Source organism: Tenggerimyces flavus (assembly GCF_016907715.1).
In the GTDB taxonomy this organism is placed as follows: Bacteria; Actinomycetota; Actinomycetes; order Propionibacteriales; family Actinopolymorphaceae; genus Tenggerimyces; species Tenggerimyces flavus.
Genome location: NZ_JAFBCM010000001.1, coordinates 7,724,092 through 7,746,136, shown reverse-complemented (window position 1 = coordinate 7,746,136; position 22,045 = coordinate 7,724,092). Strand labels below are relative to the sequence as shown.

Here is a 22,045-nt window from a genome sequence, read left to right as displayed (position 1 = left end):
TCTCTGGACTCCACGGTCCCCGGGCTACTCGTCTCCGTCGCAGCCGTTGCCGCCAAGCGTACGCTGTCTAAGCATGTGTGGGAGGTACGCGTCCAGCAAGGCGCCCGACGACCTGGCCCGCGAGTTCGAGGTCGACGCGGTCGACGTCCGCGAGAAGCTCGAGCCCGACTACAACGTCGCGCCGACGCGGCAGGTGTACGCCGTCCTCGAACGGCAGCCGCGTGAGGAGGGCGAGAAGCCGGACCCCGAGTCCGAGGGGGAGCGCCGCCTGACCACGGTCAAGTGGGGCCTGGTCCCGTTCTGGGCCAAGGACGAGAAGATCGGCAACAAGATGATCAACGCGCGGCTCGAGACCGCGCACGAGAAGCCGGCCTTCCGCCGTTCGTTCGCCTCCCGCCGCTGCCTGTTGCCGGCGGACGGCTACTACGAGTGGTACGGCGAGACCAAGGGCAAGAAGCAGCCGTTCTTCATCCACCCCAAGGACGGCGGCACGCTCGCGATGGCGGGCCTGTACGAGATCTGGCGGGACAAGGAGAAGGCCGACGACGACCCCGAGCGCTTCCTCTGGACTTGCACGGTGCTGACCACGTCGTCGACGGACGAGCTCGGCGAGATCCACGACCGGATGCCGCTCGTGGTGAAGCCCGAGGACTACGCGAAGTGGCTCGACCCGCGGATCAACGACCGGGAGACGCTGCACGACCTGCTCAAGCCCGCGATGGACGGCCAGCTCGAGGCGTACCCGGTCTCCAAGGCCGTCAACAACGTGAAGAACAACGGACCCGAGCTCAAGGATCCGATTCCCGCGGACGAGGACGGACTCTTCTAGAGCCGGCGACCGATCGTGAGCACGGCCGCCCAGTGGCGGGTCAGGCTGCCGTCGTCGCGGGTCGCGAGCCGCCGGCGGATCTCCCCGTACAGCCGGTCGCGCTTGTCCGGCGCCATCGCGATGTGCCCGGAGAACGTGTCCAGCAACGCCAGGTAGCTGTCCGCGTCGTAGCGCAGCGCCCACACGTAGCGACGAACGGCGACCGTCTCGAAGCGCCCCGACGCCTCGAGCTCCGCCGAGCCGTCGTGCAGCTCGTCGGGAGGGACGGGCCGCCAGCCGCCGGGATGGCCCTCGCCGAGCTCTTCGTACACGTCTTGAATCTCGGCGAAGAACGGGTCGTAGTCCGGCGGGAACCCGTGCCCCGCGCCCCAGATCGCGATGTGCCCGCCCGGCGCCAGGAGCGCGGCCGCCTTGTCGTACTTGATCGCCGGGTCGATCCAGTGCCACGCGGTCGCCGAGTAGACCAGGTCGAACCCCGCCTTCGCGGACGGCAGCCAGGTCTCGAAGTTCGCCGTCTCGACCTCGACGTCGCCGTACGGGGCCACGTTGCGGGCGGCCTCCGCGGCCAGCGCCGGCCCCAGCTCGACCGCGGTGATGTGGAATCCACGCCGTGCCAGTGGGACGGTGGCCTTGCCCGTTCCACACCCCACCTCGAGCAGCCGCGCGGCCGGCTGGAGGCCGGTCTCCGCGACGAGATCGTCGAACAGAGCCTCGGGATAGTCGGGGCGAGCCGCGTGGTAGCGGGCAGCCGTGGTGTCGAACGTGTCGCGCAACGACCGGTCGGGAGCCATGCGCTCCAGCATTCCAGGTGCGGCTGATGCACCACTTGGTGGCGCTGATCTGGGACGATCACCGTCCCAGAAGGACTCGATGCTGAGGTCGCACCAGACGGAGAGCGCGGTGAACGTCTGGCACCGGCAATATCAATGGGGTAGCGCCCGCTGGACCTAGGTGTCCCACCACCGGCCGACCTGATCTGCGAATATCACGTCATGACGTGGATCAAGCGGCAGGTGGAGCGGCTCGTCGACACGCCTGTCGGCGAGGCCCGGCTCGTCTACCACCGCCCGCGGACGACGAAAGCCAGCCTGCTGCTCGGGCACGGCGCGGGCGGCGGGATCGACGCGATCGACCTGATGGCGTTGGCGTACGCGCTGCCGTCGTACGACTTCGCCGTGATCCGCGTCGAGCAGCCGTGGGTCCGCGAGGGCAAGAAGGTCGCGCCGGCACCGGCGACGCTCGACGCCGCCTGGACCGCGGTCGCGGACAGCCTGCGCACCCGTACGCCCATCGTGTTCGGCGGCCGCAGCGCCGGCGCCCGCGTGGCCTGCCGTACGGCCCGCCGCCTCGGTGCGGTCGGCGCGGTCGCGCTGGCGTACCCGCTGCACGCGCCCGGCAGGCCGGAGAAGAGCCGCGCCGACGAGCTCATCGGCGCCGGCGTCCCCACGCTGGTGGTGCAGGGGGAGCGGGATCCGTTCGGCCGTCCGGAGGAGTTCCCGCAGGGCATCAACCTGACTCCGGTCCCGGGCGCCGCGCACGGTTTCGAGGTCGGCCGCGGCGCTCCGCTGTCCCAGGAGGACGCGCTCGTGGTGATCGTCGAGGCCGTCGTGGAGTGGATGACCCGCCTCGTCGGCTAGGCGTGGCTAGGCGGGAATCTTCGCAGGCCCCGTGGTGTTCGATAAGGGTGCGACAGAAGAGACAACGTAGGAGGCTTGGTGGTTGCAGCGTGCCCAACGCGTCAGGATTCGTCCGCCCTTGTCCCGATGTGGACGAAGTGGACACCTGAGACGGCTACCACGTCGGTGGGGCTATCCTCGCGGGCGATGACAGTCGCAGCACATCCGGAGACTCCAGAGGAGCGCAGCGCCCGCTTCGAGCGGGACGCACTGCCGTTCCTCGACCAGCTGTACAACGCTGCCCTCCGGATGACGAGGAACCCGTCCGACGCCGACGACCTGGTGCAGGAGACGTTCGCCAAGGCGTACGCGTCGTTCCACCAGTTCACCGAGGGGACCAACCTCAAGGCGTGGCTGTACCGGATCCTGACGAACACGTTCATCAACAGTTATCGGAAGCGTCAGCGCGAGCCGCAGCAGGCGGGCACCGAGGACATCGAGGACTGGCAGCTGGCTCGGGCGGAGTCCCACACATCCAGCGGCCTGAAGTCGGCCGAGGCCGAGGCTCTGGAGCACCTGCCGGACTCCGACGTCAAGGAGGCCCTTCAGCAGGTGCCCGAGGACTTCCGGATGGCCGTCTATCTGGCGGACGTCGAGGGGTTCTCGTACAAGGAAATCGCCGACATCATGGGTACTCCCATCGGTACGGTGATGTCACGACTGCACCGTGGCCGGCGCCAGTTGAGGAGCTTGCTCGAGGACTACGCGCGAGAGCGCGGCCTCGTCCCGGCGACGAGCGGGAAGGGCGGCGAGGAGCATGTGTAGCGACAAACCGCACGACGTGGACTGTGCGGAGGTCCTCGAACGCGTCTTCGTCTTCTTGGACCACGAGATGGACGACGCGGACACCGAGCGGGTCCGCAACCATCTCAACGAGTGCTCGCCGTGCCTGGAGAAGTACGACCTCGAGGAGCTCGTCAAGCAGCTGGTGCACCGTTCCTGCTGCTCGGACAAGGCGCCCGACGAGCTTCGGCAGAAGGTGCTGATGCGGATTCGGGCGACCCATGTCGAGATCACCACCCAGATCCGTCAGTAGGTAGTCGAACAAACGTCGAACGGCCCGTGCACCACGCGCGGGCCGTTGTCATATCGAACGCGGGGGCGACGATGACGCAGCTTGGCAACGCGCAGGAAACAACTCGGCCCCGGCGCCCGATGTCTCCGGGTGCCGGGGCCGATGCTCGGGGTCCGAAGACCCCGATGGCCTCACGTGTTCGGCCGCTTGCCGTGGTTGGCCTTCTTCTTGCGCTTGGCCCGACGGCGACGTCCGTTCTTGCCCATGGGTGAACCTTCCGATCGTCGTTTCGTCGTGATGCTCCTAGCATCGCGACCCGCAGATCATCGCATGCCAGGGCAGAACGGCCGATCCGGAGGTGGGGGAAGCTTGGCTCCGGTCACGCTGTGTGTCACGCGTTCCGGCTTCGTAAAGTCCCATGTCCGATTCGTTCCGATTTTCATCTACGCTCAGTCACCCGTTCGTCAATTGCATTCATCGTTGCAAGGCGACGACACGATTAATGCCAGGTTTCACCCGGTCTGCCCAGTGGCATCGGGGGCGCCCGGGAATTCCAATCCGCAACGATCGGTGAACGACAGCGGGAGAACCGTAGGTTTCGCAACCGAAGATCACCGAGCGGAGTGACTGTCGGTGAGTCAACGTGAGGTTGCGTAGACCGTTACGCGGAAAGTCGCCCCCCGAGGTGGATAACTCAGAGTCAAGGTGACAGAATGCAGTTGCAGTTACCGGCCATGCTCTTGACCGGGACCCCCTATCCGGCGTTCACTCATCTCAGTACTCTTCGCGGACCTGAGACGTGGATGGGGCGACATCCGGCATGAACCGCGGGACGAGGCAAGGGGCGACAATCACTATGACGACGGCGCACTGGGTCGTATCCAGGGACGCCTCCACCACGCGCGTGTTGTGGGAGGAGGGTGAGATGTCGAAGCACATCATGTGCCACGCTAAGGCTGGTGGCAGCAGCTGGGACTGACCGGTCGACGCCACCGCGCATTGCACGGATGCACGGATGCACGGCTGAGAGGCGTAACCATCGATGTCCAGGCGGATCACCTCGTTATACGTTGGCCTGCTCTGCCTGGTTGCGTTTGTTCTAGCGGCCATCTCTGTCGGACACATAACTCGCTGGCTTGATGTCGCGTGTCTTGTTCTTCTCATTGCATTCGCGGAGTCTGAGTATTCGAAGCAGCGAGTCAGTGAGACAACGACACTCTCATTGGTGTCCGTTCTGGTCGTCGCCAGCTACCCGATCTTGGGAGCTTGGGGCGCACCCGCGGTGCTTGCTGGAGTGCTTCTCGCAAGGATCCGACAGAAGCCTCCTCTGAAGCGGTACTTCAACGTCTCGCAAGCAGCCATCTTCTCTTTTGTCGGTGGCATCGTTTATGTGTGGCTGGGCGGACCGGTCGGTGATCTCCAAGAGATCACGTTCCCCGCGATTCTGCTCCCACTCATCGCTGCGAGCGTCGTCAGCTATCTGATGAATCAGCTTCTCGTCGAGACCGTTCTCAGGATCCAAGGGCAACGGCAGTATCCCTCGTTCCGCATCGCTCTCGAAGTGGCGGGAGCCTCGATCGGCTACTCCCTGCTGGGGTTCCTGCTCGGCCTCCTCTGGCTCGGTCAGATGGGCCCCTTCGCGGCGCTCATCATGATCGCGCCGCTGGCCGCCGCGAACTGGGCTCTCGCGCAGTACCAGGCCGAACGGAAGGCGCACGAGGCAACTCTTCGCTCACTCGCGCAGGCGATCGAGACCAAGGACCTCTACACGCGCGGCCACGGTGAACGGGTCAGCCGCGGGGCGCGGATGCTCGGCACGGAGCTGAACTGGAGCAGTGACCGGCTCGAGGCGCTCGCCGAGGCGGGCCTGCTGCACGACGTGGGGAAGATCGGCGTACCCACCCGGGTGCTGCAGAAGGACGGAAAGCTCACCGCCGCCGAGTTCGCGGCGATCAAGCTGCATCCGCTTCGTGGTGTCGAGGTGGTGGGTGAGATCGCATTCCTCGAAGACGCGCGCGCGGGAATCATGCACCATCACGAGAAGTACGACGGTTCGGGATATCCGTCTGGTCTCAAAGCGACCGATATTCCAGTGTTCGCCCGCGTCCTCGGGGTTGCCGACGCATTCGACTCTATGACCAGTTTGCGGTCATATCGCGCGCCTCGACCCGTGAACGACGCACTCGACGAGCTCGTCCGCTGTAAAGCGACCCATTTCGACCCCGACCTTGTCGATCTGTTCGTGGCGTCGGTCAAACGTGACGGCTGGGAGACCGCGCCGGTCCAGGCGATTCCGCAGGACGCCCCGGCGGCGACGTACGACCATGACGACCCGGTCCGACCGCCGCAGGTCGAGGACTCCCAGGGTTCGGGCCGGTGAGCAGTCTTTCCCGCGCCGCCCACCGAGACCGGCGCGAGGGGCCAGGAGTGATCGCGGGACTCGCCGCGGTGGTGGTGGTGGCCGCGGTCGCCGTCACCGCCGTACAGGGCTTGGTGGCTCCGCGGGAGGCGCTCGCGTTCGGCGCGCTGATCGCGTTCGGCGAACTGATCCGGCTCCGCCTTCCCGACGACCGGGTGCAGTCGCCGATCGCGCTGGCCGGCGCGCTCGGGTACGCGTTGCTGAGCCATCTCCCCGGCAACATGCCCGCGCTGCACTCGATCCTGCAGACGATCGCGATCACCGCGTGCGGAACGCTGATCGGCGCGCTGCCGCACGTCATCGCGGGCCGCTCCGCGGAGCTGGAGGGCATCGCGCCCCGCATCCTGGTCGTCGGCGCGATCGCGTGCGTGTTCCGCCCGGCCGTGCTCGTCCCCGACATCTACCAGTGGCTGGAAACACACCGACCCGCGTTCGTCGTGTTCACGATCCTCGTCGCCGTGCTCACCTGGCCGCTGCAGTCCGCGGTGGCCGCCGCGGTAGGCGCTGGCCGGCGGTTGGGGCCGTTCGGTGCGCTGTTCCGCAACGAGCTCCGCGCGTTCATCGGCATCGGGTCGGCGATCGCCTCTAGCGGCGTCCTGATCGCGCTCGCCACCTGGGAGGTGGGGCTCTGGACGCTGCCGCTGTTCAGCATCCCGCTGCTGCTCGCCCAGATGGCCTACCGCCGCTACGCCGCGATCCGGCGCACGCAGATGCAGACGATCCTGGCGCTGTCTCGAAGTACCGAGGTCGGCGGCTACACCGAGACCGGCCACGCGCGCCGGGTCGCCGATCTGGCCCTGAGCATCGGCCGTGACCTCGGGCTGAACGAGGACCGGCTGAACACGCTCCAGTACGCCGCGCTCATGCACGACCTCGGCCAGCTCTCGCTCGCCGACCCGATCCCCGGCGGCGCCACGCTGCTCGTCACGCCGGACGAGCGGCGGCGGATCGCGAGCCTCGGCGGGGCCGTGATCCGGCAGACCGGTGTGCTCGAGGAGGTCGCCGCGATCGTCGAGGCGCAGGCCGAGCCGTACCGGCGCCCGCACCTGCCCGACGACGCCGACGTGCCGCAGGAGGCACGCATCATCAAGGTCGCGAACGCCTACGACGACCTGGTCGGCGCATCGCTCGCCGACGAGGCCCGCGTGGACGCCCTGGAGCGGCTCCGACTGGGCATGGCGTACGAGTACGACCCCCGCGTCGTGTCCTCGCTCGCGCGGGTCCTGAACCGAACGGCGTCCGTCCCGCTCTAAGGTGGCGCAATGGCCGAACCTGTGCGCTCCACGCTGACGCCTGGTCTGGCGGCCACCGTGCCGCATCTGGTCCGCTCGGAGGACACCGCCGAAGAGGTCGGTAGCGGCGACGTCGCCGTCCTCGCCACGCCTCGGCTGCTGGCCTGGGCCGAGCAGGCGACGTGTACGGCGATCGCCCAGGCACTCACGGCCGGCCAGACGAGCGTCGGCACGAGGGTCGAGCTCGACCACCTCGCCGCGAGTCCGGTGGGGGAGCGGGTCGACGTCCACGCCGAGCTGATCGGCGTCGACGGAGTGTCGCTGCGCTTCGACGTCCGTGCCTCCGACGCGATCGACGGCCGCCTGGTCGCCCGCGGCACCGTGGTCCGCGTCGTGGTGGATCGCGAACGCTTCCTCGCCCGAGCCGCCCGCCCCCGCGCCTGACCCGCATCGCGCCGCCTTCTCGGCGCCTCCTGCTTGCCTGTAACCCGTTAAACAGGTTACGCTTCTCCCATGTCGAACACTTACCTGAACCCCGAAGGCATGCACGCGAGCCCGGCCTTCAGCCAGGCCGTCCGCGTCCCTGCCGGGTACGACACGATCTACGTCGGCGGCCAGAACGGCGTCGGGCCTGACGGTACGGTCGTCGGCCCCGGCATCGCCGAGCAGTCCAAGCGAGCGATGGAGAATCTCCAAGCCAGCTTGAAGGCTGCAGGCGCAGAGCTCTCCGACGTCGTGAAGTGGACGATCCTCATCGCCGACGGCGTGTCTCTCGAGGAGGGCTTCGCGGCGGTCGGCCCGTTCATCCCGCAACCGCCGCCGGCGATCACCGGCGCGTTCGTGGTCAGCCTCGCCGTTCCCGGTGCGCTGGTCGAGATCGAGGCGATCGCGGCCGTCAAGCCGGCCGGCGACTGAGGCGGAACGTCGCCCGGTAGGCCTGCGGTGTCGTTCCCATCCGCTGGCCGAAGTGGTTCCGCAGTACGGCGGCGTTCCCAAAGCCGGTCCGCGCGGCCACCGCGTCGACGGTCAGGTCGCTCGACTCCAGTAGCCGCCGGGCGAGCAGCACGCGCTGCTCGGTCAGCCACTCGTGTGGCGACAGGCCGGTCTCCTGCCGGAACCGGCGGGCGAACGTCCGCGGCGCCATGTGAGCCCGTTCGGCCAACAGGGGAACGGTGATCGCCTCGTCGAGGTTCGCGGCCATCCACGACAGCAACGACTCCAACGTCCCTCCGCGCTGGGTCGGCAGCGGCGTCTCGATGTACTGCTTCTGCCCACCCGAGCGCTGCGGGGGTACGACCATCCGCCGGGCCAGCTTGCGCGCGATCTCCGAGCCCTCGAACTCCCGGATCAGGTGCAGGCAGAGGTCGATCCCGGCCGCGGTGCCCGCGCTGGTCCAGATGTTGCCGGACTCGACGTACAGCACGTCCGGGTCGACCTTCGCGTTCGGGTGCCGCTGCTGCAGTTCCTCGGCCCACATCCAGTGCGTCGTGCACTCGCGACCCTCGAGCAGCCCGGCGGCGCCGAGCACGAAGGCGCCCGAGCAGATGCTGATGATCACCGCGTCCCGGGCGGCCGCGCGGCGCACGCCCTCGAGCAGCGCCTCGGGGTAGATCTCGGCCAGCGGCGCGGCGGGGACGGCGATCAGGTCGGCCTCGTCGAGCTTGGAGTAGTCGTACGGCGGCACGACGTCGTACCCGCTCTTCGTCGGCACGGGCTGGCCCGCCGACGGCCCGCACAGCCAGAAGTCGTACCGCGGGAAGCCGACGTCGGAACGGTCGATGCCGAACACCTCGCACACGGTTCCGAGCTCGAACGGGGAGACATTCGGGAGGATCGGGACGGCCACCGAGTTGATCCGAGACATGCCGCCATCATATGGCCGAAAATCGATGGGGTATGGCCATCCTGCCACTCGTTTCGTGAGATGGCACGATCGATCCTTGAGACATGGAGTTCTTGGTGCTACTCGGAGTCTTCCTCCTCGTCGCCATCGCCTCGATCGCCGGCTGGACCCCGGACAACCGGACCGGCCGCGACTGGCAGCCGCGCGAGGGCTGGAAGCCGTTCCTGGACCTGCGTCGGCGTCCTGCTATGAAGTAGGGGTGCTTCCCCCGCTTCCTCTGGTGCGCGACGCTCGACTGACCGAACACGACGACATCGGCGACCTGCTCGTCGAGGTCTACGGCGGCGGAAAGCTCGTCGCTCCGTCCTATCTCGAGTGGGTCGCGGACAGCGCCGGCCGGGCCGGCGCCGCCGGCCTGGAGACGCTCGTCGCGTTCCTGCCGGGTTCCACGAAAATCCTGGGAACGGTGGCACTCGCCCACCCCGACGGCGGATTCCACTACAGCACGTCGAAGAACGAGGCACAGCTTCGCCTGCTCGCCACCCGACCGGAGGCGCGCGGCCACGGCATCGGCACCGCGCTCGTCGCGGAGTGCGTCGCCCGGACCAGGCTCGCCGGCTACACCGGCCTCAGCCTCGACACCATGCTGACGATGCCCGAGGCGCAGCGGCTCTACAGCCGCCTCGGCTTCGACCGGGCGCCGGAACGCGACGAGATCGCGCGTTCCGGCGACCCGATGCTCGCGTACGTCCGGCACCTCCACCCGTGGCCGCTCGTCCGGCCCGCGGAGCCGGACGAGTACGAGGAGATCGGCGAGCTGACCGTCGGCGCGTACCTGCGCGACGAGCTCCAGCAACCCGACAGCCCGTACCTCGACCGGCTCCGCGCCACCAAGAGCCGTGCGCTCGAGGCCCGGCTGCTCGTCGCCGCCGACCGTACGTCCGGCGAGATCCTCGGCACCGCCACGTACTGCCCGACCGGGTCGCCGTGGTGCGAGATCTCCCAGCCGGACGAGGGCGAGTTCCGCATGCTCGCCGTTTCCCCTGCCGCAGGGGTAAAGGTGTGGGCGAGGCCCTCGTTCGCGCGTGCCTCAAGGAGGCGGTCGCCGAGGGCAAGCACGGCGTGGTGCTGTCGAGCAGTACGGCGATGGCACCCGCGCACCGGCTCTACGAACGCCTCGGCTTCCGCCGTGCGGCGGACCGCGACTGGGAGCCGGTACCCGGCTTCACTCTCCTCGCGTTCCGCCGCGAGGTGTGAGCTTCCCTAAGCCCGCTTGCGCTTCCGCGCACTTACGAGCATGGGCTGGATATTCGTTGGACCCGCGCTCCGAGCGCTCGTAGCGTGGGCCGCAATGACAGCCGAACTGGAACAGCTCGCGCGAACTGCCTTGGGCGCTTACGAACTAGGCGACCGGGCCACCCTTCGGACTCTCGAGATCGGACTGAACGCCGTCTTCGAGGTCCGGGCCGGTAGCGCCCGCTATGTCCTCCGCGTCCATCGCGCCGGCTATCGCACTCCCGCGCACGTGTGGTCGGAGCTGACGTTCCTGCGCGCTGTCGGCGACGACCCGGAGGTGCCGGTTCCGATCGAGACGCGGAACGGTGGGCTCTTCGTCGAGGTCGCCGACGCCGATGGTCAGCGGCACTCGTGCGATCTGCAGACGTGGCTCGACGGTCGGGTGCTCGTTCCCGGGCACGGACTCGGCGTCGCCGGTGTGCATTCGCTCGGGCAAGGACTCGGGAGAATCCACAACGCGGCTGAGGGATTCTCGCCTCCGCCAGGCTTCGAGCTGCCCGTCTGGGACGCCGACGGGATGTTCACCACCGAAGCGTCGCCGTTCCGACCCACGCTCGGCATCGACGACGTGCTGGGGCCGGAGGACCGCGACCTGTACGACGAGGTCGCCGACCGCACCCGAGCGGTGTTCGAGAAGCTCGGCCGCGGGGCGGACGCGTTCGGCATCACGCACCAGGACTACATCCTCGGCAACTGCTTCCTGCGCCGGGGCCACGGCGGCTGGCAGGTCGCCTCGTTCGACTTCGCCGACTGCGGCTGGGGCTTCTTCCTGTACGACCTGTGCCCGCTGCTCGGCAACCTCGCGGGCTATCCCGGAGCCATTTTCGGCAACCCTGCTTACCCAAAGCTTCGCGACGCGTTCCTGGCCGGCTACCGAACGGTCCGCCCGTTGGCGGTGGAGTGGGAGCAGCACGTTCCGCTCCTCATCGCCGCGCGGCAGACCGAGCACTGCCTGCTGACGGCTCGCCCCGACGTCTCCCCGACACCGGCCCAGGACGCGGCGTGGAGGGTGAGCCTCGCGCGCCTCAGCCTCGAGCTGCCTGTCTAGACACCGAACGTCGAGCGCGGATACGCGGCGGCCGGGTCGGTCAGAACGTTCACCAGGTAAGGAACTCCGGCGTCGAACGCTCGCTGCAAGGCGGGCTTGACATCCTCTGCCCGGCGGACGGTTTCGCCCGCTCCACCAAGCGCCTTGACGATCGCGTCGTACGGCGTGCCGGGCTGCAGGTCGGCTGCGACGTCGTAGCCGTACAGCATCTGCATCGGGCCCTTCTCCAGCCCCCAGATGCCGTTGTTGCCCACCACCATCACCACCGGCAGCTTGTGCCGCACCAACGTGTCGACGTCCATCAGCGACATACCCGCGGCGCCGTCACCGAGCAGCAGCACCACCTGGGACGACGGCCGGGCCAGCCTCGCCGCGATGGCCGCGCCCAGGCCGGCGCCGAGGCAGCCGAACGGGCCGGGGTCGAGCCAACAGCCCGCGGCGCCCGGCTCGACGTACTTCCCGGCGAACGACACGAAGTCGCCGCCGTCGCCGATCACCACCGCGTCGGACGCCAGCAGCCCGCGCAGCTCGCCGTAGATCCGTGCCGGGTGGATCGGGTCCGCCGAGGCCGACAGCAGCGCCGCGTCGCGCTCGGCTCCCGCGCGTACGCCGTCCTGCAGGGCACTGACCCAGTCGACCCACGAGGGCCGCCGCAGCAGCTGCTCGAAGGCCGCGAGGAGCCCCTCCAGGACCAGTGTCAGGTCGCCGGACGCCGACGCGGCCAGCGAGGCGTGCTGGGCGATCTGGCCGCGGGAGTCGGCGAGGTGCACGACCTTCGCCGGCGGGGCTTCGTTCTTGCCGCCGAACGTGCCGTACGCGAGCCGGAAGTCCAGCGGCGTACCGATCACCACCGCCAGGTCGCACTGCCCGAACGCCGTCGACCGCGCCTTCGTCACCAGCAGCGGATGCCCGGCTGGCAGGACACCGCGGCCCATCCCGTTCGTGATCGCCGGAACGCCGAGCGCCTCGACCACGGCGAGCGCGGCCGTCTCGGCGCCGGACAGCCAGACGTCGGAGCCGAGGATGAACACCGGCCGCGAGGCTTCCGAGAGCAGCGTGGCGATCTCCGCGATCGCGTCCGGGTCCGGCGCGACCCGTTCCGCGGCGGCGGGCGCGTCGAGCTCGACCGTCGTACGGCTGTAGAGCTGGTCCATCGAGACGTCGACGAACGTCGGCCCGAGGTGCGGGGTGGCGGCGACCCTGAACGCCTCGGCGATGACGGGCGCGATGTCCTCCACGCGCGAGACCGTGCGGGCGAGCTTCGTGACCGGCGCGACGAGCGGCGGATGGTCCAGCTCCTGCAACGAGCCCTTGCCCCAGCTCTGCGTAGGCGCCCGGCCGCCGAGTACGACCATCGGGACGCCGGTGAAGTACGCCTGCGCGATCGCGCTGACCGAGTTCGTGACACCCGGGCCGGCCGTGACGACCGCGAGGCCGGGCGTACGGGTCAGCTTGCCGGTCGCCTCCGCGGCGAACACCGCGGTCTGCTCGTGCCGTACGTCGACCAGCCGCAACGGCGCCGGCTGCGGCTGCTCCTTGCCGCCGACCGCCGCGTCGTACAGCGGAAACACGTGTGCACCAGAAAGGGTGAACATGGTCTCGACGCCGTGTGCCTTCGCGATGGCGACCGCGATGTCGCCCCCGTGTCCCTCGAGCTCCGCCATGGCGGGAGCTTAGAGCCAGCTACGGGGCAGGGGTAGCCGGGGGAGCGGCGATGCCCGGGATGCTGCCGCGCAGCACGCGAAGCAGCACGAGCAGAAGGTCGGCGCGTACCTCCGGCGGCTTGCCGAACAGCGCCAGGTCCTGCGGCGTCTGCTGGCCACGGACGCCCAGGGCCAGCAGCAGGTGCAGCGAACGGAGGAACGCCCGGGTGTTGCCAGCCATCGGCGTCGGCCACTCCGGCGCGGTCTCGTGGTCGTCCATCTTCGGGGCGACGAGAGCGGCGGCAAGGCGTTCGATCCACGGCTCCAGCACGTCGATGCCGACCTGGTTGCGGTGCAGCACGACCATGACCGCGAACGCGAGCCGGTCGTCCTCGCCGTGGTGCAGCCGGTACGACGTCGGCGTCAGCAGCCGGTCGGCGACGACGTCCAGCAGGACGGTCAGCTCGAGCCTGCCGAAGTGGTGCGAACGGGCGAGCGCGCCGATCAGGTCGGCGCCGTGCGCCACCGCGTGCGCCCAGCCGCGGCCCTCGACGAAGCCGCGCAGGTCGCGTTCGCGGACGAACCAGGAGGCCGCGCGGTCGCCCCAGCGGAAGATCGCGTCGGAGTGGACGACCTTGGTCTTGGTGTCGCGGAGGACCGCCTCGGCGAGCAGCAGGGCGGAGAACGAACGTCGCAGCACGCTGTCCGTGACGTCCTCGCCGAGGCCGGTGAACAGGCCCTCGGAGACGCCGTCGCCGAAGCCGGCCAGGAGGTCGTCGTACACGCCCTCCTCGACCCAGGTGGCGAGGACCGGGTAGGCGATGCCGTCGCGGACGTCAGGGTCCGGGTCGCCGATCATCTGCACGAGCTCGGTGGTCAGATCGTCCAGCGGGCGGTCACCAGGCAGCCGGAACCCGCTCGCACGGATCTGCTCCCAGTAGTCCGACCGAACCCCCACCGGAGTCTTCTCCCTTCGAATTCCTTCGAACGAGCACCGGACGCCGCGACGCAACAGCAGGTTTCTGACAAACCTCGCAACGACAGACGGCGCCGAGTGTAGGGCAGGTGAGGATACGCTCCTGACGTGCCCTCGCTCGACGACGTCGTTCGGCACCATACCGACCTCAGCGCTGAGGATCTGGAGTGGCTGCACATGCTGGTCGCAGACTGGCAGTTGTTGGCCGACCTGTCCTTCGCCGACCTCGTGCTATGGCTGCCCGACAGCGACAACCGCGGATTCTGGGTCGGCGCGCAGATGCGGCCGACGACCGGGCCGACCGCGCACCTGACCGACCTGGTCGGCACGTTCTCCGCCCGCGGGCGCCGGGCTTTGGTCGAGCTCGCCTTCGACGAGGGCCGGATCTGCCGCGAGGGCGATCCGGAGTGGCGCGACGAGGTTCCGGTCCGGATCGAATGCATCCCCGTACGCCGGTCCGACCGGGTGCTCGGGGTGATCGCGCGAAACACGAACCTGCTGTCCGTACGGACGCCGAGCCGGCTCGAGCTCACGTACCTGCAGACCGCGACCGACCTGGCGCGGATGATCAGCGAGGGGCGCTTCCCGCTGCGCGGCGAGCGGGTGGATCTGGGCTCGGCGCCGCGGGTGGGGGACGGGCTGGTGCGGCTCGACGCGGCGGGGATGGTGACGTACGCGAGCCCGAACGCGCAGTCGGCGTACCGGCGGATCGGACTCACCGCCGACCTGGTCGGCGCCTCGTTCAGCACGGTGACCGCGGGGCTCGTCCGGCCGTCGTCGCAACCGGTGGACGAGGCGATCGGCGCGCTGGTGTCGGGCCGTGCGCCGCGGGACACCGAGGTGGAGAACGAGGCCGCGACGCTGATCCTTCGGGTGATCCCGCTGATGCCGGCCGGGCGTTCGGTCGGGGCGTTGGTGCTGATCCGGGACGTGACCGATCTGCGACGTCGCGAGCGCGAACTGTTGACGAAGGAAGCGACGATCCGGGAGATCCATCACCGCGTCAAGAACAACTTGCAGACTGTTGCGGCGCTGTTGCGTTTGCAGGCAAGGAGATTGACGACGTCGGATGGTCGTTATGCGCTGGAGGAGGCCGTTCGGCGCGTGGGGACGATCGCGATCGTGCACGAAACTTTGTCGCAAAGCTACGACGAGTTGGTTGACTTCGACGAGGTCGCGGACCAGGTGCTCGCGATGGTCGTGGAGGTGTCGACGCCCGAGTCCCGGGTGCGGCCGCGGCGGCAGGGCTCGTTCGGGCAGTTGAATGCTGGGATGGCGACGTCGTTGGCGATGGTGATCACGGAGGTCACGCAGAACGCCGTCCAGCATGGGGTTTCGCACGGCAAGGGCTCGGTGGAGGTCGCGGCGGACCGTCGAGCGGGCAGGCTGCGGGTCGTCGTGGAGGACGACGGCAAGGGGCTGCCGGAGGGCTTCGATCCCGAGCAGTCGGGCAGTTTGGGGCTGCAGATCGTGCGCACGCTGGTGATCAGCGAACTCGGGGGCCAGTTCTCCATCGGGCCGCGGCCCGACAGTCCGGGCACGCGCGTGGTGCTCGACGTACCGGACGGTCCCCGGTAAGGGCTTCTGGGGGTCTCGGTAAAAGGCCAGGGCCCCTGCCGTGAGCAGGGGCCCCGTACGGCTACTGCGTCAGTCAGACGATCCTGGCGCGAGAACGAGCGGCCCGGCGCTTGAGCGCACGCCTCTCTTCCTCGCTCATGCCGCCCCACACGCCGGCATCCTGTCCAGTTTCGAGGGCCCACTGCAGGCAGAGATCGACAACATCGCAGCGACGGCAAACCGCCTTGGCCTCTTCGATCTGCAGGAGCGCAGGACCCGTGTTCCCAATCGGGAAGAACAGCTCAGGGTCGTCGTCCCGGCAGCCGGCCCGGTGGCGCCAGTCCATCAAGGTCTCACTCCTCGGTATCGAGCGCGGAAACGGCCAAGCCGCCCGCGCTATGCGGGTTAAGTCTTGTTGCGTGTGTGAACACTTTCACGATCGTCCGCGCGCGGCAATAGAACACCGGTCTCCCAGTGGCGCCCACACGGAGTGTGATCGCTGCGTCAGCCCCCGGCGCCGCTACCGATCGGGTGGCAGCACCTCTCTGCACGCTCGATGCTTTCAACTATGGCTGCGATGCACAAGACCCTGGGCACGACAATGAGTGGAAAAATCTGTGTCAGTTACATCACAAACCGGACGATCCGCTCACACAGAGTAGTGAGGGGTGGACGATTACCGTTCTCGTCCCGCTGGACGGCACTGTGAGCGTCTCCTACACAGCGGCGTAGTCTGCGTCCATGGCTGCCCGCCCGCCTTCGCCCTCGTCGCCCAAATCTGGGCAAATCGCTTCGGCTGCTCCGTTGTCTCTGCTGGCCGCTGCTGGTGTGGCGCTGCTGGAGGGCCTCGGAGCCGCCGCGGCTGGGGTCTGGATGGTGGCCCAGATCATTGCGGACCGGCCCGTAGGTCTGGCTATCGCTCTGTCGACGGCTGGCTTCGTCCTGGTGGCCGGCGCTCTGCTCGTGGCGCTCTCCGTGGGGCTCTTCCGCCAGCGTCGATGGAGCCGCGGCCCGGCCGTCTTCGTGCAGCTGCTGATGCTGCCGATCGGCTACCAGCTGGTGGAGGCGCCGACCACGCCGATCGGCTACGCGATGCTCCTGCTGGCCCTCGTGGGTTTGGTGTGTCTGCTGCTGCCCTCGTCGACCGCGGTGTTCCGAACCGAGAACGAGCAGCGGGACCAGCGCACCTTCTGAGCTGCGGTCATTGGGGAACCTTTGGGTCGCATAGACCCCCAAACCTTCCCCAATCATCGAGCAGTCAGCGGTCACAGGATGAGCGCGAAGACTTTTGGTCGCTATAGCGCTCATAGTCTTCGCGCTAACGACGGCCACCCCTGGCGGTGGCGGGGGACTGGCCGCGGCAGGTGAGTGCGTGAAGCTGAGCGTCATTGGATCTCAGCGCTTCTGCTCGTGCCGGGTCGCCACGGGGCACGGGTGGGCAGGCGGAGCCTGCCCTTAACGACCTGCGTCGGGCCGCCGAGAGGCTCAATGTCAAGGGTCAGGCCGGCCACGGCCTGATCTCGCACAAACTCGCCCACAGGCCTCGCCCAACCATGCACTGCTGCGAGTTTGGGCGAGACGCGAAGCGCCCTTGACATTGAGGGCGGCCCATAAACTCCCGAGGCGACCCATCAGTAGGAGATCTCGACTCCGCACGCGCACAGCTCGCCGCACAAGGTGGGGCTGCGCGGATGACAGCTGAGCCGATGACCGCACACACCTCGCATCGCGCGGGGTGCTGCGCGGATGACAGCCGAGTCCATGACTGCACGCCTCACCGCGCTGCTCATCGTGCGGGGGTGCGGCGCGGATCCCAGCCCGAGCCGGTGGCCGCACATCTCATCGCGCGGGGGTGCTGTGCGCTGGCGTGGGCGCGAGAGCTCTTCTTAGGCCAGCTCTTCACTGTCGCGACAGGCTCTCTCCGGGAGTTTGGAGCTCTCGGGTCTGTGGCGGCGGTCGACTGTGGTGGCCGATCCGGGGGCGCGTCAAGGGCGTCGCGGCGGCGTCGCACAGGGGCGACGTCGCTTCGCGATCTTCGACCCTTGACTCGCCCCGGCCCGGCCACCTGTTTTTCACGCGCCGCCCCCGCCCCCGGAACAGGTGTCCCGGGAGAGGTTCCTTGCTGCTTGGGCTTGTTGCCGGGCTCGCGTCGCTTGTGGGGAGTTGTTACTCGTCGAGCAGTTCCTCGCGTAGCTGGGTCAGCGTTCTGGCCAGCAGGCGTGACACGTGCATCTGGGAGATGCCGATCTCCGCCGCTATCTCCGACTGCGTCAGTCCTCGGAAGAACCGCAACAACAGGATGCGCTTCTCCCGCTCGGGCAACCGCTCCAACAAAGGCCGCAGCGACTCGCGGTACTCCACGCCCTCCAGGGCCTCGTCGTCGACGCCCAGCGATTCCACGACGGCCGGGGCGTCGTCCTGGCCTTGGTCGGGAGCGTCCAACGACAGGGTCGAGTACGCGTTCGCCGATTCCAGTCCCTCCAGGACGTCGTCGTCGGAGACGCCGAGCTTCGCCGCCAGCTCCGAGACCGTCGGCGAACGGCCCAACTCCTGGGTCAGGTCCCCAGACGCCGCCGTCAGGGACAGCCGGAGCTCTTGGAGTCGCCGCGGTACGCGAATGGCCCAGCCTTTGTCGCGGAAGTGCCGCTTCAGCTCGCCCACGATGGTGGGCGTCGCGTACGTCGAGAATTCCACGCCACGTTCGGTGTCGAAGCGGTCCACCGATTTGATCAGGCCGATCGTCGCCACCTGGACGAGGTCGTCCAGCGGTTCGCCGCGGTTGCGAAACCGGCGCGCCAGGTGCTCGACCAGGGCCAGGTGCAGCTCGACCAGCTGGTCGCGGACGGCCGCGTGTGCCGCGGTGCCACGTTCGGCGGCGCCGAGGCGGGCGAACAGGGTGTGGGTGGCCTCCCGAGCCGCGGGCGTACCGAACTTGAGGTCCGGCTCGTCCGCCAGGGAGTGTGCCGGGACGGTGGTCTCTTCACTCACCGCTCAGCCGCCGCCTCGCCGCGCTTGGTCAGGCTGATCGTCGCGCGGCCTCCCGCCAGGTCCACCGACGCGTCGACCTCGCCGGCCAGGGCCGACAGGACGGTCCAGGCGAACGACGTCCGCGCGGGCACCTTCGGCGACTCCGACTGCACCGACACCGACACGGTCAGCACCGGTCCGCGCAGCCGGAACTGGCACTGCAGCTGCGTCCCCGACACCGCCTGTGCCAGCAGCAACGAGCTCGCCTCGTCGACCGCGATGCGCAGGTCTTCGATCTCGTCGATGGTGAAGTCCAGCCGAGCCGCCAGCGAGGCAGCCGTCGACCGCAGTACGGACACGTACGGGGTCAGCGCGGGCAGGCCGAGGTCGACCACATGGGTCTCCACTGAACCATGGGCCGTCGTCTCGCTGACGTCAGAAGTCTCGGTCACCTGCGCTCCTTCGCCTACGTCCTCGCGGACCCCACCGTACGCGGACACCCGGCATCGGCCACGGCGACCTCTGGGCAAGCCGCGTCGTGTCGCAGACTACGAGTGGCTAGCCCGCGAAGAAACGCACTAGTCCAGGCTCTGCGCGTTCTCGCTCGTCCAGCGCGCCAGGGCGACTCGCGAACGGATGCCGAGGCGCTCGTAGATGTGCTGCAGGTGGGTGCCGACCGTACGCGCGGACAGGAACAGCCGCTCGGCGATCTCGGTGTTCGTCAGCCCGTCGCCCACCAGCAGCGCGATCTCGAGCTCGCGCGGCGTGAGGGCGGCGCCGGAACGGCTGCGGGGTTGGGGAACGCGAACGCCCAACGTACGCAGCAGTCGCCGGCTGCGGTCGGTCCAGTGCGCTGCCCGCAAGGTGCCGAACAACTCCAGCCCCGCCGAGACCTGGTCGGTGAGCCCGTCAACCGCACCTTGCGGCGCGACGACCTCCGCCCATTCCAGCCGGGCGCGGGCCGCCTCGAAACCCATCGACAGCTCGGCGAAGCCGTCCGCCGCCTCCGACAACAGGGCAGCCGCGTCGTCCGAACGTCCTTGTGTACGGGCCAAAAGTCCCTCGATCCGCAGCGCCACGAACGACGGGAACGCGCCGTACCGACCCAGCAGCCGCAGCCGGCCGAGCACCGCATCGAGCGCGGCCTCGTCGCAGAGCAGCGCCCGCGACTCCCCGAACGCCATCAGCACCGGCACCAACAGGTGCGGCGAAGGCATCGCCAACAGCCCCTCCAACGGGCCGACGCGGTCCGGCGCACCTTCCTGCAAGGACAACAACGCGCCCGCGTACTCCACCAGCACGAGGAACCGGCGGTCCTGCCCGAGCTCGCCGTACGCCTTCTCCGCGTCCCGCAGGCACGCCTCGACCGCCGGCCGGCCGCCCCGCAACGCGAGCACGAACGACCGGCAGGCCAGCGCGGACGCCACCTGCCGCGCGGCACCGACCCGGACAGCCACCTCGTGCGCCTCGGAGAACTCCCGCAGCGCGTCGTCCCAGTCGCCGCGCAGCCAGGCCGACGTGCCGAGAACGACCCGCGCCACGGACTCCAGCGACGGCCGCCCGCCCTCGCGCGACATCGCCAGCAGCTCTGACGCGTGACGATCGGCCAGCGCGAGCTCGCCCGTCACGCAGGACTGCAGCGCGAGCATCCGGTGCGCGTAGCTCGCGTGCAGCGGGTTCCCGATCTCCGTGGCCAGCTCCAACGCCTCCACCGACGCCAGGCGAACGTTCTTGTAGTCGTCGTCGAACACCGCGAGATCCGCACGAGCCAACGCCGACGTCACCAGCGCCGACCGCGAGCCCGACGCCTCCGCGACCGCGCGCAGTCGTGGAATCGCCAACCGCAGCTCGCGATGGTCGCCGAGCCGGGTCAGCAGCCGCACCTGCGTGTAGTGCAGCTCGACGAGCTCCGACGACGGCGGCTGGTTCTCCAGCAGCCGGATGCCGTGCCGTACCTGCGTCTCCGCCTGAACGGGATCGCCCGCATCCCAGTACAGCAAGGCGAGTCGCCAGTGCAGCCGGCCAGCGGCGGACTCGTTCGACGCCTCCAGGTACGCCGCGATCGCCTCCTCCCAGGCGGCGGTCGCGTCGTCCACCGCCCCGTACCCCTCGTACTCCGCGCCCAGCTTCTCCAGCAGTCCGGCGCGGCGGTCGGGCCGGTGCAGGCGAGCGCGGTTCAGCGCGGCGGCGAGGAGAGCGGCCGCCTCCTCGTGCGCGTGCGCCGAGGCAGCGCGGCCGCCGGCCGTCTCGAGGACCCGGAGCGCGCGTACGGCGTCGACCAGCTCACCGGCCCCGAGGTAGTGCGGAGCGAGGGCGAGTACGTCGTCCGGTCGGCGGTCCTCGAGCTCGCCGACCACGAGCGCGTGCAGCCGCCGGCGGCGGATCTCGCCGAGCGAGTCGTACGCAACCTCGCCGTACAGCGGGTGCCCGACCCGGTAGACGAGCCCGCCCTCGTGGGTGTCCTCGACGACGAGACGCGCCGCGAGGAGGTGGCGCAGTGCCTGGTCGGCGGACTCGCCGAGCGCGCTGAGCACGTTCTCCACGACCGCGGGATCGGCGCCGGACCCGCACACGGCGACGACCTCGAGCGCGCTGCGCTCGGCCGGCGCGAGCTCGGGCAGCACGGCGAGGACGGCGTCGCGTACCTCCGCCGGCACGCCGCGACCGCCCGCCGGCCGGTACGTCCAGCGGCCACCGGCCTCGGTGAGCTGGCGGGACTCGACGAACGAGCGGACCAGCGCGGTCGCGAACAACGGCACCCCGCCCGCGCGGGCGACGACGTCGGCCACCAAAGACTCGGGCGGCCGGGCGCCGAGCGCCTGCTCGACCACGGCGGCGATCGCGTCCGACGGCAGCGGTCCCAGCTTCAGCTCGGCGCCATGGCCCTCTGCGCGGAACGACGCCACCAGGTGCCCGAGCTCCTCCGGCGCGCCGAGCTGGGCCGGCCGGAACGTTCCGAGCACGAGGACGGGGCGATCGGCTGTCCCGCGCACGAGGTAGTGCAGCAGCTCCAGCGACGCCCGGTCGGCCCAGTGCAGGTCCTCGATCAGCAGGACGACGGGATGCTCGCCGGCGAGGCGGCCGAGCAGCCGCGTGACCGCCTCGAACAGCCGCAGCTTCTCCAGCGCGGGGTCGCCGATCGAGTCCGGGAGGCGGACCGGAAGGGCGGGGAAGAGCCGGCCGAGGTCGTCGAGCCCGTCGAGCAGCTTCACCTGGCGAGCGCGGTCGAGGCCTTCCAGCCGCGGGCTCAGCGCTTCGACGACGGGCGCGTACGCGAGGCCGCGATGCAGCAGGTGGGCGCGGCCGACCAGCGCGGTGAACCCGCGTGCGGCCGCGAGGTCGAGGGCCTCGTGCGCGAGGCGGGACTTGCCGATGCCCGGGTCGCCGGCGAGCAGGACGGCGGCACCGTACCCGGCCTCGACCTCCTCGATCGCCGCCGTGACGCGCCGGACCTCGACGTCCCGCCCGACGAGCGGTCCAGAGTCGGGCGAGCCCTTTCCGCCGCTGACCGCCACAGGTCCCCCATATCCGACACTTGCCGTGC

At 69.4% G+C, this 22,045-nt stretch carries 22 protein-coding genes and 1 pseudogene; 14 read left to right on the top strand and 9 right to left on the bottom strand.

Annotation, left to right across the window (positions count from 1 at the left end):
- Window positions 1-73 precede the first annotated feature (73 nt).
- Window positions 74-829 (top strand): SOS response-associated peptidase, encoded by a 756-nt coding sequence (locus tag JOD67_RS36080; protein ID WP_205122144.1) that lies wholly within the window; start codon window positions 74-76, stop codon window positions 827-829.
- Here JOD67_RS36080 and JOD67_RS36075 read toward each other — a convergent pair.
- Window positions 826-1,620, bottom strand: a complete 795-nt coding sequence (locus JOD67_RS36075) for a class I SAM-dependent methyltransferase (protein WP_239554216.1) — start codon at window positions 1,618-1,620, stop codon at window positions 826-828. The two genes, JOD67_RS36080 and JOD67_RS36075, sit on opposite strands and share 4 nt — an antisense overlap.
- A gap of 201 nt (window positions 1,621-1,821) precedes the next feature.
- Between JOD67_RS36075 and JOD67_RS36070 the strand changes: the two genes are divergently transcribed.
- The 3 genes from JOD67_RS36070 to rsrA all read left to right on the top strand — a co-directional run bounded on the left by JOD67_RS36070 (window position 1,822) and on the right by rsrA (window position 3,541).
- Window positions 1,822-2,466, top strand: coding sequence for an alpha/beta hydrolase family protein (locus JOD67_RS36070; protein WP_205122142.1), 645 nt, complete (start codon window positions 1,822-1,824; stop codon window positions 2,464-2,466).
- Window positions 2,467-2,652: 186 nt separating this feature from the next.
- Window positions 2,653-3,270, top strand: a complete 618-nt coding sequence (locus JOD67_RS36065; RefSeq protein ID WP_205122141.1) for a sigma-70 family RNA polymerase sigma factor — start codon at window positions 2,653-2,655, stop codon at window positions 3,268-3,270.
- Window positions 3,263-3,541 carry a mycothiol system anti-sigma-R factor gene (rsrA, locus tag JOD67_RS36060; protein WP_205122140.1) on the top strand — a complete coding sequence of 93 codons (279 nt, stop codon included), beginning with the start codon at window positions 3,263-3,265 and terminating at the stop codon, window positions 3,539-3,541. The genes JOD67_RS36065 and rsrA overlap by 8 nt, the downstream gene beginning before the upstream one ends.
- Window positions 3,542-3,711: 170 nt before the next feature.
- Here rsrA and JOD67_RS42590 read toward each other — a convergent pair whose 3' ends face one another.
- Window positions 3,712-3,786 carry a 50S ribosomal protein bL37 gene (locus tag JOD67_RS42590; RefSeq protein WP_372442378.1) on the bottom strand — a complete coding sequence of 25 codons (75 nt, stop codon included), beginning with the start codon at window positions 3,784-3,786 and terminating at the stop codon, window positions 3,712-3,714.
- 959 nt (window positions 3,787-4,745) lie between these two features.
- Here JOD67_RS42590 and JOD67_RS36055 point away from each other — a divergent pair.
- The 4 genes from JOD67_RS36055 to JOD67_RS36040 all read left to right on the top strand — a co-directional run bounded on the left by JOD67_RS36055 (window position 4,746) and on the right by JOD67_RS36040 (window position 8,086).
- Window positions 4,746-5,900 (top strand): HD-GYP domain-containing protein, encoded by a 1,155-nt coding sequence (locus JOD67_RS36055; protein ID WP_205122139.1) that lies wholly within the window; start codon window positions 4,746-4,748, stop codon window positions 5,898-5,900.
- A complete protein-coding gene (locus JOD67_RS42265; protein WP_205122138.1) occupies window positions 5,897-7,192 on the top strand; it encodes an HD-GYP domain-containing protein in 1,296 nt (431 codons plus the stop codon). The genes JOD67_RS36055 and JOD67_RS42265 overlap by 4 nt, the downstream gene beginning before the upstream one ends.
- A 9-nt stretch (window positions 7,193-7,201) precedes the next feature.
- On the top strand, window positions 7,202-7,615 hold the full coding sequence (locus JOD67_RS36045) for a thioesterase family protein (RefSeq protein WP_239554215.1): 414 nt from the start codon (window positions 7,202-7,204) through the stop codon (window positions 7,613-7,615).
- 69 nt (window positions 7,616-7,684) lie between these two features.
- Window positions 7,685-8,086: a RidA family protein gene (locus tag JOD67_RS36040; protein ID WP_205122137.1), complete on the top strand. Its 402-nt coding sequence runs from the start codon at window positions 7,685-7,687 to the stop codon at window positions 8,084-8,086.
- Here the strand turns inward: JOD67_RS36040 and JOD67_RS36035 are convergent.
- Window positions 8,067-9,035, bottom strand: a complete 969-nt coding sequence (locus JOD67_RS36035; protein ID WP_205122136.1) for a GlxA family transcriptional regulator — start codon at window positions 9,033-9,035, stop codon at window positions 8,067-8,069. The two genes, JOD67_RS36040 and JOD67_RS36035, sit on opposite strands and share 20 nt — an antisense overlap.
- 83 nt (window positions 9,036-9,118) lie before the next feature.
- Here JOD67_RS36035 and JOD67_RS40840 point away from each other — a divergent pair, with 83 nt between their 5' ends.
- From JOD67_RS40840 to JOD67_RS36020, 4 genes and pseudogenes are all read left to right on the top strand, one after another.
- Window positions 9,119-9,271 carry a hypothetical protein gene (locus JOD67_RS40840; RefSeq protein ID WP_239556689.1) on the top strand — a complete coding sequence of 51 codons (153 nt, stop codon included), beginning with the start codon at window positions 9,119-9,121 and terminating at the stop codon, window positions 9,269-9,271.
- 2 nt (window positions 9,272-9,273) lie between these two features.
- Window positions 9,274-9,693: pseudogene (locus tag JOD67_RS40835) on the top strand (GNAT family N-acetyltransferase); the annotation flags it as partial.
- Window positions 9,606-10,271, top strand: a complete 666-nt coding sequence (locus JOD67_RS42260; RefSeq protein ID WP_372442377.1) for a GNAT family N-acetyltransferase — start codon at window positions 9,606-9,608, stop codon at window positions 10,269-10,271. The pseudogene JOD67_RS40835 and the gene JOD67_RS42260, both read left to right, overlap by 88 nt.
- Before the next feature lie 94 nt (window positions 10,272-10,365).
- On the top strand, window positions 10,366-11,358 hold the full coding sequence (locus JOD67_RS36020) for a phosphotransferase enzyme family protein (protein WP_205122135.1): 993 nt from the start codon (window positions 10,366-10,368) through the stop codon (window positions 11,356-11,358).
- On the opposite strand, the gene JOD67_RS36015 is transcribed toward JOD67_RS36020, so the two are convergent.
- Together JOD67_RS36015 and JOD67_RS36010 are read right to left on the bottom strand one after the other, a co-directional pair.
- Complete coding sequence (locus JOD67_RS36015) at window positions 11,355-13,022, bottom strand: acetolactate synthase (RefSeq protein ID WP_205122134.1); 1,668 nt, start codon at window positions 13,020-13,022, stop codon at window positions 11,355-11,357. The two genes, JOD67_RS36020 and JOD67_RS36015, sit on opposite strands and share 4 nt — an antisense overlap.
- A gap of 19 nt (window positions 13,023-13,041) precedes the next feature.
- Entirely contained in the window at window positions 13,042-13,959 is a 918-nt protein-coding gene (locus tag JOD67_RS36010; RefSeq protein WP_205122133.1) for a DUF2785 domain-containing protein, read from the bottom strand.
- A 126-nt stretch (window positions 13,960-14,085) separates the two neighbouring features.
- Here JOD67_RS36010 and JOD67_RS36005 point away from each other — a divergent pair, with 126 nt between their 5' ends.
- Window positions 14,086-15,555 (top strand): sensor histidine kinase, encoded by a 1,470-nt coding sequence (locus tag JOD67_RS36005; RefSeq protein WP_205122132.1) that lies wholly within the window; start codon window positions 14,086-14,088, stop codon window positions 15,553-15,555.
- A 73-nt stretch (window positions 15,556-15,628) separates the two neighbouring features.
- On the opposite strand, the gene JOD67_RS36000 is transcribed toward JOD67_RS36005, so the two are convergent.
- Window positions 15,629-15,880, bottom strand: a complete 252-nt coding sequence (locus tag JOD67_RS36000; protein ID WP_205122131.1) for a WhiB family transcriptional regulator — start codon at window positions 15,878-15,880, stop codon at window positions 15,629-15,631.
- Between the two features lie 458 nt (window positions 15,881-16,338).
- Between JOD67_RS36000 and JOD67_RS35995 the strand changes: the two genes are divergently transcribed.
- Window positions 16,339-16,728, top strand: coding sequence for a hypothetical protein (locus JOD67_RS35995; protein ID WP_205122130.1), 390 nt, complete (start codon window positions 16,339-16,341; stop codon window positions 16,726-16,728).
- Between the two features lie 972 nt (window positions 16,729-17,700).
- Here the strand turns inward: JOD67_RS35995 and JOD67_RS35990 are convergent.
- The 3 genes from JOD67_RS35990 to JOD67_RS42255 all read right to left on the bottom strand — a co-directional run bounded on the left by JOD67_RS35990 (window position 17,701) and on the right by JOD67_RS42255 (window position 22,016).
- On the bottom strand, window positions 17,701-18,522 hold the full coding sequence (locus JOD67_RS35990) for an RNA polymerase sigma factor SigF (protein WP_307782674.1): 822 nt from the start codon (window positions 18,520-18,522) through the stop codon (window positions 17,701-17,703).
- On the bottom strand, window positions 18,519-18,953 hold the full coding sequence (locus JOD67_RS35985; RefSeq protein ID WP_307782673.1) for an ATP-binding protein: 435 nt from the start codon (window positions 18,951-18,953) through the stop codon (window positions 18,519-18,521). Before JOD67_RS35985 ends, JOD67_RS35990 begins: the two co-directional genes overlap by 4 nt.
- Window positions 18,954-19,079: 126 nt before the next feature.
- Entirely contained in the window at window positions 19,080-22,016 is a 2,937-nt protein-coding gene (locus JOD67_RS42255; RefSeq protein WP_205122129.1) for an ATP-binding protein, read from the bottom strand.
- Between the last annotated feature and the right edge of the window lie 29 nt (window positions 22,017-22,045).